The sequence below is a fragment of the Nonomuraea sp. NPDC049504 genome (genome assembly GCF_040676845.1).
Lineage (GTDB): Bacteria > Actinomycetota > Actinomycetes > Streptosporangiales > Streptosporangiaceae > Nonomuraea > Nonomuraea salmonea.
The window spans coordinates 23,384-31,833 of record NZ_JBFAPT010000059.1 but is presented as its reverse complement, the minus strand read 5'-3'; the positions used below and the strand labels follow the sequence as shown (position 1 = coordinate 31,833).

Here is an 8,450-nt window from a genome sequence, read left to right as displayed (position 1 = left end):
CCGCTCAAGTCCCTGTCAAATTGACCGGACCGGCTCGACTTTCCAAGAATTAAGCCGCGCCCCCTTTCGGAGACAACCCCTCTAACTTACCAGCCCGTCGAGCGATCTGCGAATCGATCCGCGAACCGGCGCGTCACAAGGGATTGCCGACGATCAGTGACACAACACATCACAGTCACCTGAGTGAAGGATGTGGGTTGTGCCGCTCCGCGTCGGCTCCTAAAGATTAGCAGCGCCCTTCCACCGCTCGTGCCGGTTCTCCTGCTTCGACGGCAACAGAACGATCACGACCGAACATAGACTCCCCACGTGAGCAGCAACACGCCGCCAGTGGCGAAGAAGATCCCTACGGAGCGCACCCACCACGGCGACACCGTCATCGACGAGTACGCCTGGCTGAGCAACAAGGACGATCCCGAGACCACCGCCTATCTGGAGGCGGAGAACGACTTTCTGAAGAAGGAGACCGCTCACCTTGCCGACCTCCAGGAGCAGGTGTTCCAGGAGATCAAGGGCCGCACCCAGGAGACCGACCTGTCGGTGCCGAGCCGCAAGGGCTCGTGGTGGTACTTCTCGCGTACGGAGGAGGGCAAGCAGTATCCGGTGTCGTGCCGGGTGCCGGCCGACGGCGAGACCCCACCTGAGATCACCACCGGCGAACGGCTCGACCAGGAGCAGGTCGTCCTCGACGGCAACGAGCTCGCCGGCGACAGCCCGTTCTTCTCGGTGGGCACCACCTCGGTCTCCCCCGACGGGCGGATGCTGGCCTTCTCGACCGACTTCACGGGCAACGAGCGGTTCACGCTCAAGTTCAAGAACCTCGAGACGGGCGAGATCCTGCCCGACGAGGTCACCGACATCTTCTACGGCGGCGCCTGGTCGGCCGACGCCTCCGCGTTCTTCTACACGCGCGTGGACGACGCCTGGCGTCCCTACCAGGTCTACCGGCACACCCTGGGCACCCAGGAGGACGTGCTCGTCTATGAGGAGAGCGACGAGCGCTACTGGGTGGGCATCGGGCTGACCCGCAGCGAGCAGTACCTGGTGCTGGGCGCGGGCAGCAAGATCACCAGCGAGGTCCGCATCCTCGACGCCAACGACCCCGGCGGCGAGTTCAAGCTCGTCAGGCCCAGGAAGACCGGCGTCGAGTACGGCGTCGAGCACGCGGGCGACTTCTTCTACGTCCTGCACAACGAGAACGCCGCGAACTTCGAGCTGTCCACGGCCCCCCTCGACGACCCCGGCACGTGGACCCCGCTCATCGCCCACCGCACCGACACGAGGCTGCTGGAGATCGACGCGTTCTCCGACCACGCGGTGGTGCACTTCCGCCGCGACGGCCTGACCGGCCTGCGGGTGCTCCCCTACCCGGCTGACGGGGGCGACTGGCGCGAGCGGGTGGAGGCGGCGGAGCGCAACGCGTACGAGATCGACTTCCCCGAGCCGCTGTACGACGTCGGCCCGGCCGGCAACGCACAGTTCACCACGCGGCGGCTCCGTCTGGGCTACACGAGCATGGTCACCCCGGCCAGCGTGTACGACTACGACCTGGACACCCACGACCTGATCCTGCTCAAGCAGCGCCCGGTGCTCGGCGGCTTCGACGCGGCCGACTACGAGCAGGTGCGCGAGTGGGCCACGGCCGAGGACGGCACGAAGATCCCCATCTCCCTCGTCAAGCGCAAGGACACCGAGACCCCCGCCCCCACCGTCCTGTACGGCTACGGCAGCTACGAGACCTCGATCGACCCCGGCTTCTCGGTGCCCAGGCTGTCGCTGCTCGACCGCGGGTTCGTGTTCGCGATCGCCCACGTGCGGGGCGGCGGCGAGATGGGCAGGCACTGGTACGAGCAGGGCAAGCTGACCAGCAAGCGCAACACGTTCACCGACTTCGTGGCGGCGGCCAGGCACATGAGGGCGGCGGGCTGGAGCAGCAAGATCGTGGCCAGGGGCGGCTCGGCGGGCGGGCTGCTGATGGGCGCGGCGACGAACCTCGCCCCCGAGGAGTTCGCCGGGATCGTGGCCGAGGTGCCGTTCGTGGACGCGCTCAACACCATCCTCGATCCGTCGCTTCCGCTGACCGTGATCGAATGGGACGAGTGGGGCGACCCGCTGCACAACCCTGACGTATACGCCTACATGAAGAGCTACTCGCCGTACGAGAACGTGGACGGCAGGCCGTACCCGCCGATTCTGGCGATCACCAGCCTGAACGACACGCGCGTGCTCTACCACGAGCCGGCGAAGTGGATCGCGAGGCTGCGCGCCACGGCGAGCGGCGGGCCGTTCCTGCTGAAGACGGAGATGGGTGCGGGGCACGGCGGGCGCAGCGGACGTTACGACGCCTGGCGGGAAGAGGCGTTCGCGCTGTCCTGGATCATTGAGAAAGGCACGTCATGACATATCAGGCCGACGAGCAGCGCTACGAGCGGCAGCCGTACAACCGCAGCGGGCGCAGCGGGCTCAGGCTGCCGGTGGTGTCGCTGGGGCTGTGGCACAACTTCGGCGACAACCGGCCGATCGAGAACTCCCGGGCGATCCTACGGCGGGCGTTCGACCTCGGGGTGACGCACTTCGACCTGGCCAACAACTACGGGGTGCCGTACGGGTCGGCGGAGAGCAACTTCGGCCGCATCCTGCGCGAGGACTTCCTGCCGTACCGGGACGAGCTGGTCATCTCGACCAAGGCGGGCTACGACATGTGGCCGGGCCCGTACGGCGAGTGGGGTTCGCGCAAGTACGTGCTGGCCAGCCTCGACCAGTCGCTCAAGCGCATGGGCCTCGACTACGTCGACATCTTCTACAGCCACCGGCCTGACCCGGAGACGCCGCTGGAGGAGACGATGGGCGCGCTCGACCGCGCGGTGCGCTCGGGCAAGGCGCTGTACGCGGGCATCTCCAACTACTCGGCGGAGCAGACGGCCCAGGCGGCGCGGATCATGCGCGAGCTGGGCACGCCGCTGCTCATCCACCAGCCGTCCTACTCGATGATCAACCGGTGGATCGAGGACGGCCTGCTGGACACGCTGGAGGAGTCGGGCATGGGCTGCATCGTCTACTCGCCGCTGGCGCAGGGCCTGCTGACCGACCGCTACCTCGACGGGGTGCCGGCCGACTCGCGGGCGGCGACCAGCCGGTTCCTGAGCGCCGACAGGATCGACCGCGACCTCGCCCGCGACCTCAACGAGATCGCGCGCACGCGCGGGCAGACGCTGGCGCAGATGGCGCTGTCGTGGACGCTGCGCGACTCACGGGTGACGAGCGTGCTGATCGGCGCCAGCAGCGTCAAGCAGCTGGAGGACAACGTGGCGTGCGTGGACGGGCCCGCCTTCACGCAGGACGAGCTGGAGGCGATCGACAAGATCACCGCCGGGCGCCGCTGAGCCGGCCGTCAAAGGGCCTCGTGGCGCTGCAGGTAGGTGAACGAGGCCCAGCCGGGCAGCACCGGCAGCCAGAACGTGAGCAGCCGGTAGAGCAGCACGGCCGAGGTGGCCAGCTCCTTCGGCACCCCGGCCAGTACGAGCCCGCCGACCAGCGCCAGCTCGACCGCGCCCAGACCGCCGGGGGTGGGCGCGGCCGAGCCGATCGCGTTGGCGGTGAGGTAGACGACGGCGACGGCGGTGAAGCTGATGTCGTGGCCGAACGCGGCGATGCAGGCGTCGAGGCAGAGCACGAACATGAGGGTGATCATGAGCGTGCCGACGGCCGCCTCGATCATCTTGCGCGGCGACTGGAGCACGTCGAGCAGCCGCGGCAGCACGTTCGAGAAGAGCTTGGAGAGCCGGCCGGTGATCAGGCGGCGCAGCGGCGGCACGCCGAGCACGGCGACGACCAGCACCGCGACGGCGAGCAGCGCGAGCACGAGCCCGCGTGACGGCGTGAACGAGGTGGCGGTGTTGGAGCCGGTGATGTAGGCGAACAGCGCCAGCAGCCCGATGTGGAAGATCAGCATGATGAGCTGCGACGCGCCCACGCTGGCGACCGCGCTGGCCGGAGGGACGCCGCGCTTCTGCAGGTAGCGGGTGTTGATCGCGACGCCGCCCACCGCGGCGGGCGCGACGAGCTTGACGAACGAGGACGCGAACTGCACGAGCACCGTGCGCCAGAGCGGCAGGTGCTCGGGCACGAACCCGCGCAGCATGAGCGCGGCGGCGACAAAGCTCGCGAACGAGGCCACCAGCGCCAGCCCCGACCAGGCCCAGTTGGCGGTGGTGATGACGTGGTAGACGTCGACCTGGCTGAGCTGGGAGAGCACGATGTAGGCGGCGATCGTGCTGGCGATGATCGTGATGAGCGTGCGGGGACGGAAGCGCTCTAGGCGGATCTCCTCGACCTTGCTCTGCGGCTTGAGCGCGACGATCTGGTCGCGGATGCCGGGCAGCACGTGTTTGGCCTTGCCGAGCGCGGCGCGGGTCTCTCTGGTCAGCGCGATCTGCTGGAGCAGCGGCATGGCGGCGGCCAGCGCGTCGGGGCCCATGACGGCGGATGCGGTGCGCACCGAGCGCTCGGGGCCGACGCGCAGCGCGAGGTAGGTGAGGAGCTGGGCGACGTCGAGCCGGAGCAGCAGGTCACCGGCGGCGACCTCGCCGCTGCGGGCGTCGGTGAGCACGACCCGGCCGGCGCCGTCGACGTGGATGCTGTCGCCGGTGAGCCTGCGGTGGGCCAGGCGCTGGATCTGCAGCAGCTCGACCTGCTCCCAGATCTGGGCGAGCAGCTCGTCGTCGATCTCGTCGTCGGACAGCTCGTCGAGTGAGCGGGTCTCGATGTGCTCGTAGGCGAGCAGGGCGGCCTCGGTGCCGATCTCGCTGGTGCCCAGCAGGCGGGGGGTGCTGGCGCCGGCGGCCTGGGCGGCGTACGCCATGAGGGCTTCGCGTTCGAGCTCGGCGCGCAGCGACCTGATGGCGCGGCGCCTGGTCTCGGAGTTGAGCCTGATGCGCCGCCACAGGCGGTAGGGCAGGCCGGCCACCTGCCGGTCGCGGTCGAGGACGGTGACGTCGAGGCTGCTGCCGTCTTTGAGTCCGACGGCGTAGCGGCGGCTGCCCTGGTGGTCGTCCTCGACGCGGCGGGCGGAGACGGGGGAGAACGAGAGCTTGCGCAGGGCGGCGACCACGGCGCTGCCCGGCGGGCGGGTGTTGGGGCTGCCGACGCCGTAGAGGGTGGCGTAGCCGATGGCCATGCCGACCAGGACGGTGACGATGGCACTCGGGATGGTGATCTGGCGGCCGGAGAAGAAGGCCAGGATGTAGAGGGCGATGGTGGTCCACATCAGCATCCGCCAGGTAGGGCGGCGGGAGATGCGGACGGCGGTCGCGTACGCGACGACCGAGGTGAGCAGCGTGTTGAGCGGCTCCATCTCGCGGCCGCCGGTGAGCAGCACGCGCAGGTCGTTCATGTTGCCCGCGACCAGCCACTGGCCGAGCAGGAACGAGCCGGCCATGCCGACGATGGCGGCGATCAGCCCCTCGGCGACGCGCAGGCCGTCGCGGTGGAAGACGCGCTCGACCGCGAACGCGACGGGCACGATGAGCACGGCCGCGCCGCCGAGGAAGGCGGCGATCCTGCTCAGCAGCGGCACCAGCTCGGCGCCCTCCTTGACGTCGGCCTCCAGCCCGATGAGGGTCTGCTTGGCGACGAGGGCGAGCAGGATGACCGCGCCGAGCACGAGCAGCGTGGCGATGAAGCGCAGCAGGTCGGAGGGGCGGCGCAAGCGCTGGGGCAGCAGCGGCTCTACGACGTAGACGTCGGTTTCCGCGCGTGACTCAGCCACGGCCGGATCCCCCTCCGCGAGGTCCTCCGTGTCATCTCGTTCCCTGATATCGGCCACCGACAGCGATTCTGCACCTTCCCGTGGCGGACTGTACGATCTCCAGGCGTTCAATGTGCCCGACCGTCCCCCCGCAGTCGTCGCAGGGGGCAGGCTACACGGTGGGCTTCCCCGGGTTCACCTTTGAATTCCTGTCCACGTGGCGACATAGGCTGTGTCGCATGTCGGGTGCACTGAGAGTTCTGGGGGCTTGTCCGCTTGACTGCCCGGACACCTGCTCGTGGGTGGTCGGTGTGGAGAACGGTCAGGCCGTCTCGTTGCGCGGCAATCCCGATCAGCCCTACACCAGGGGCGCGTTGTGCGTGAAGGTCAACCGTTACCTGGAGCACACGCGGGCCACCGACCGCATCCTGCACCCGCTGCGCCGGGTGGGGCCGAAGGGGTCCGGTCAGTTCGAGCGGATCACGTGGGACGAGGCGCTCGACGAGATCGCCGTACGGCTGCGCGCCATCGTGGACGAGCACGGCGGCGAGGCCATCTGGCCGTACGTGGGCACCGGCACGCTCGGCTACCTCCAGGGCTGCGAGGGCGTGGCGGGCCGGCGGTTCTGGAACGTGCTGGGCGCCGGCAAGCACTGGCTGAACATCTGCTCGGGGGCGGGCAACAGCGGCCTGCGCCGGACGAACGGCACGGCGGCCGGCATGGACCCCGAGGACTTCGCGCTGTCGAAGCTCATCCTGCTCTGGGGCACGAACACGCTGACCAGCGGCCACCACCTGTGGAAGTTCATCCAGGAGGCGCGGGCGAACGGCGCCCACGTCGTGGCGATCGACCCCATCCGCACCAGGACGGCGGACCAGGCGGACGAGTGGCTGGCGATCAGGCCGGGCACGGACGCGGCGCTGGCGCTGGGCCTGCTCAACGTCGTGCTGGCGGAGAACGCCCAGGACGAGGAGTATCTCGCCGCGCACACCGAGGGCTGGGCCGGCTTCCGCGAGGAGATCGAGAGCCACCCGGTGGAGAAGGTGGCGGAGATCACGGGGATTCCGGCCGAGGCCGTCCACAGGCTGGGGATGAGGCTCGCGCACACGCGCCCGACCGGGCTGCGCGCCACGCACGGGCTGCAGCGGCACGCGGGCGGCGGCACGGCGCTGCGGACGATCTCCGCGATCCCGGCGGTGACCGGCGACTGGCGGCACCCCGGCGGCGGCATGGCCTTCTCGACCAGCGATCACGTGCACCTCGACATCGACACCCGGGAGGACCTGCTGCCGGGCCCGGTGCGCACGCGGGTGATGACCAAGCTGGCCTCGCAGCTGGACGAGTCGGTGAAGTGCCTGTTCGTGTACGCGGCCAACCCGGTGGGCTCCTCCCCCGACTCCAACGCGATCAGGCGCGGCCTCATGCGCGAGGACCTGTTCACGGTCGTCATGGAGCACTTCCCCACCGACACGGCCGACTACGCCGACATCGTGCTGCCCGCGACCATGCAGACCGAACATCACGATCTGCACGCCGGCTACGGGCACCTCTATCTGATGTGGAACGAGCAGGCCGTGCGGCCGCCCGGCGAGTGCCTGTCGACGACGGAGACGTTCCGCCGGCTGGCGGCCCACATGGGGCTGACCGAGCCCTCGCTGTACGACTCCGACCTGGAGCTGGCCGAGCAGCTGCTGAACAGCGGGCATCCGTCGCTGGAGGGCGTCACCCTCGACCGGCTGCGCAAGGAGGGCTGGGTGCGGATGAACTACCCCAAGCCCTTCACGCCGTTCGCCGACGGCTTCCCGACGCGGTCGGGCCGGCTGCGCTTCCCCCCGAAGGGCCAGGCGTACGTGCCGCCGCACACGGCCGTCGCGGACGGCTCGCCGTACCGGCTGCGGCTGGTGACGCCGGCGGCGCACACGTTCCTCAACACGACGTTCGGCAACAACCCCGAGCTGCGGCGGCGGGCCAAGGACCCGGTGGTGCTGGTCAACAGGGCCGACGCCGACGCCAGGGGGCTGACGGACGGGCAGCGCGTACGGGTGCACAACGACGGCGGCGCGTTCGTCGCGGACGTGGAGATCAGCGACCGGGTCTCGCCCGGCGTGGTCGCCTCGACGAAGGGCCGCTGGCCCAAGCTCAGCCCTGGCGGCGCGAACCCGAACGCCGTCGTGGCCGAGCGGGACGCCGACATGGGCCGCGGCGCCGGGTTCCACGACAACTGGGTGGAGATCAGTCCAGCTTGAGCTTGTAGCCGACGTGGGAGTCGGTGAAGCCGAGCGAGTCGTAGAAGCGGTGCGCGTCCGTACGGGTCCTGTCGGAGGTGAGCTGCACCATGGCGCAGCCACGGGCCCTGGCCCGGTCGATCGCCCAGGTGATCATCTTGCGGCCGAGGCCCTGGCCGCGGACGGCGGCGGAGACCCTGACGGCCTCGATCTGGCAGCGCTCGGCGCCCAGGCGGGACAGGCCGGCGAGGTAGGTGAGCTGCATCGTGCCCACGACCTTGCCCTCCTGCTCGGCCACGATCAGCTCGTCGTGCGGGTTGGCGTCGATGCGCTCGAAGGCGGCGAGGTAGCGCTCGTCGGCGGGGTCGCCCTCGCGCTGCGCGCCGAGCGGGTCGTCGGCCAGCATCGCGACGATGGCGGGCACATCGTCCCTGCGGGCGGTGCGGAAGATCAAGGACAGCACGTAGTGGGACTCCATG

At 69.8% G+C, this 8,450-nt stretch carries 5 protein-coding genes; 3 read left to right on the top strand and 2 right to left on the bottom strand.

Going from position 1 to position 8,450, the window contains the following annotated elements; all coding sequences use genetic code 11:
• Nucleotides 1-309 precede the first annotated feature (309 nt).
• Nucleotides 310-2,400, top strand: a complete 2,091-nt coding sequence (locus AB0K28_RS50565) for a S9 family peptidase (protein WP_364385529.1) — start codon at nucleotides 310-312, stop codon at nucleotides 2,398-2,400.
• The gene (gene mgrA, locus AB0K28_RS50560; protein WP_364385526.1) at nucleotides 2,397-3,383 is read left to right on the top strand and encodes an L-glyceraldehyde 3-phosphate reductase; all 987 of its coding nucleotides are present in this window, start codon (nucleotides 2,397-2,399) and stop codon (nucleotides 3,381-3,383) included. The genes AB0K28_RS50565 and mgrA overlap by 4 nt, the downstream gene beginning before the upstream one ends.
• Nucleotides 3,384-3,391: 8 nt before the next feature.
• On the opposite strand, the gene AB0K28_RS50555 is transcribed toward mgrA, so the two are convergent.
• Nucleotides 3,392-5,767, bottom strand: a complete 2,376-nt coding sequence (locus AB0K28_RS50555; protein ID WP_364385523.1) for a lysylphosphatidylglycerol synthase transmembrane domain-containing protein — start codon at nucleotides 5,765-5,767, stop codon at nucleotides 3,392-3,394.
• 218 nt (nucleotides 5,768-5,985) lie between these two features.
• Between AB0K28_RS50555 and AB0K28_RS50550 the strand changes: the two genes are divergently transcribed.
• The gene (locus AB0K28_RS50550) at nucleotides 5,986-7,992 is read left to right on the top strand and encodes a molybdopterin-dependent oxidoreductase (RefSeq protein WP_364385520.1); all 2,007 of its coding nucleotides are present in this window, start codon (nucleotides 5,986-5,988) and stop codon (nucleotides 7,990-7,992) included.
• Here the strand turns inward: AB0K28_RS50550 and AB0K28_RS50545 are convergent.
• Nucleotides 7,979-8,449 (bottom strand): GNAT family N-acetyltransferase, encoded by a 471-nt coding sequence (locus tag AB0K28_RS50545; protein ID WP_364385535.1) that lies wholly within the window; start codon nucleotides 8,447-8,449, stop codon nucleotides 7,979-7,981. The two genes, AB0K28_RS50550 and AB0K28_RS50545, sit on opposite strands and share 14 nt — an antisense overlap.
• Nucleotide 8,450 lies beyond the last annotated feature (1 nt).

Bases quoted from the DNA above. Each gene is read 5' to 3' on its own strand.
- mgrA (WP_364385526.1), top strand. From the start codon at position 2,397: ATGACATATCAGGCCGACGAGCAGCGCTACGAGCGGCAGCCGTACAAC.
- AB0K28_RS50545 (WP_364385535.1), bottom strand. From the start codon at position 8,449: ATGGAGTCCCACTACGTGCTGTCCTTGATCTTCCGCACCGCCCGCAGG.
- AB0K28_RS50550 (WP_364385520.1), top strand. From the start codon at position 5,986: ATGTCGGGTGCACTGAGAGTTCTGGGGGCTTGTCCGCTTGACTGCCCG.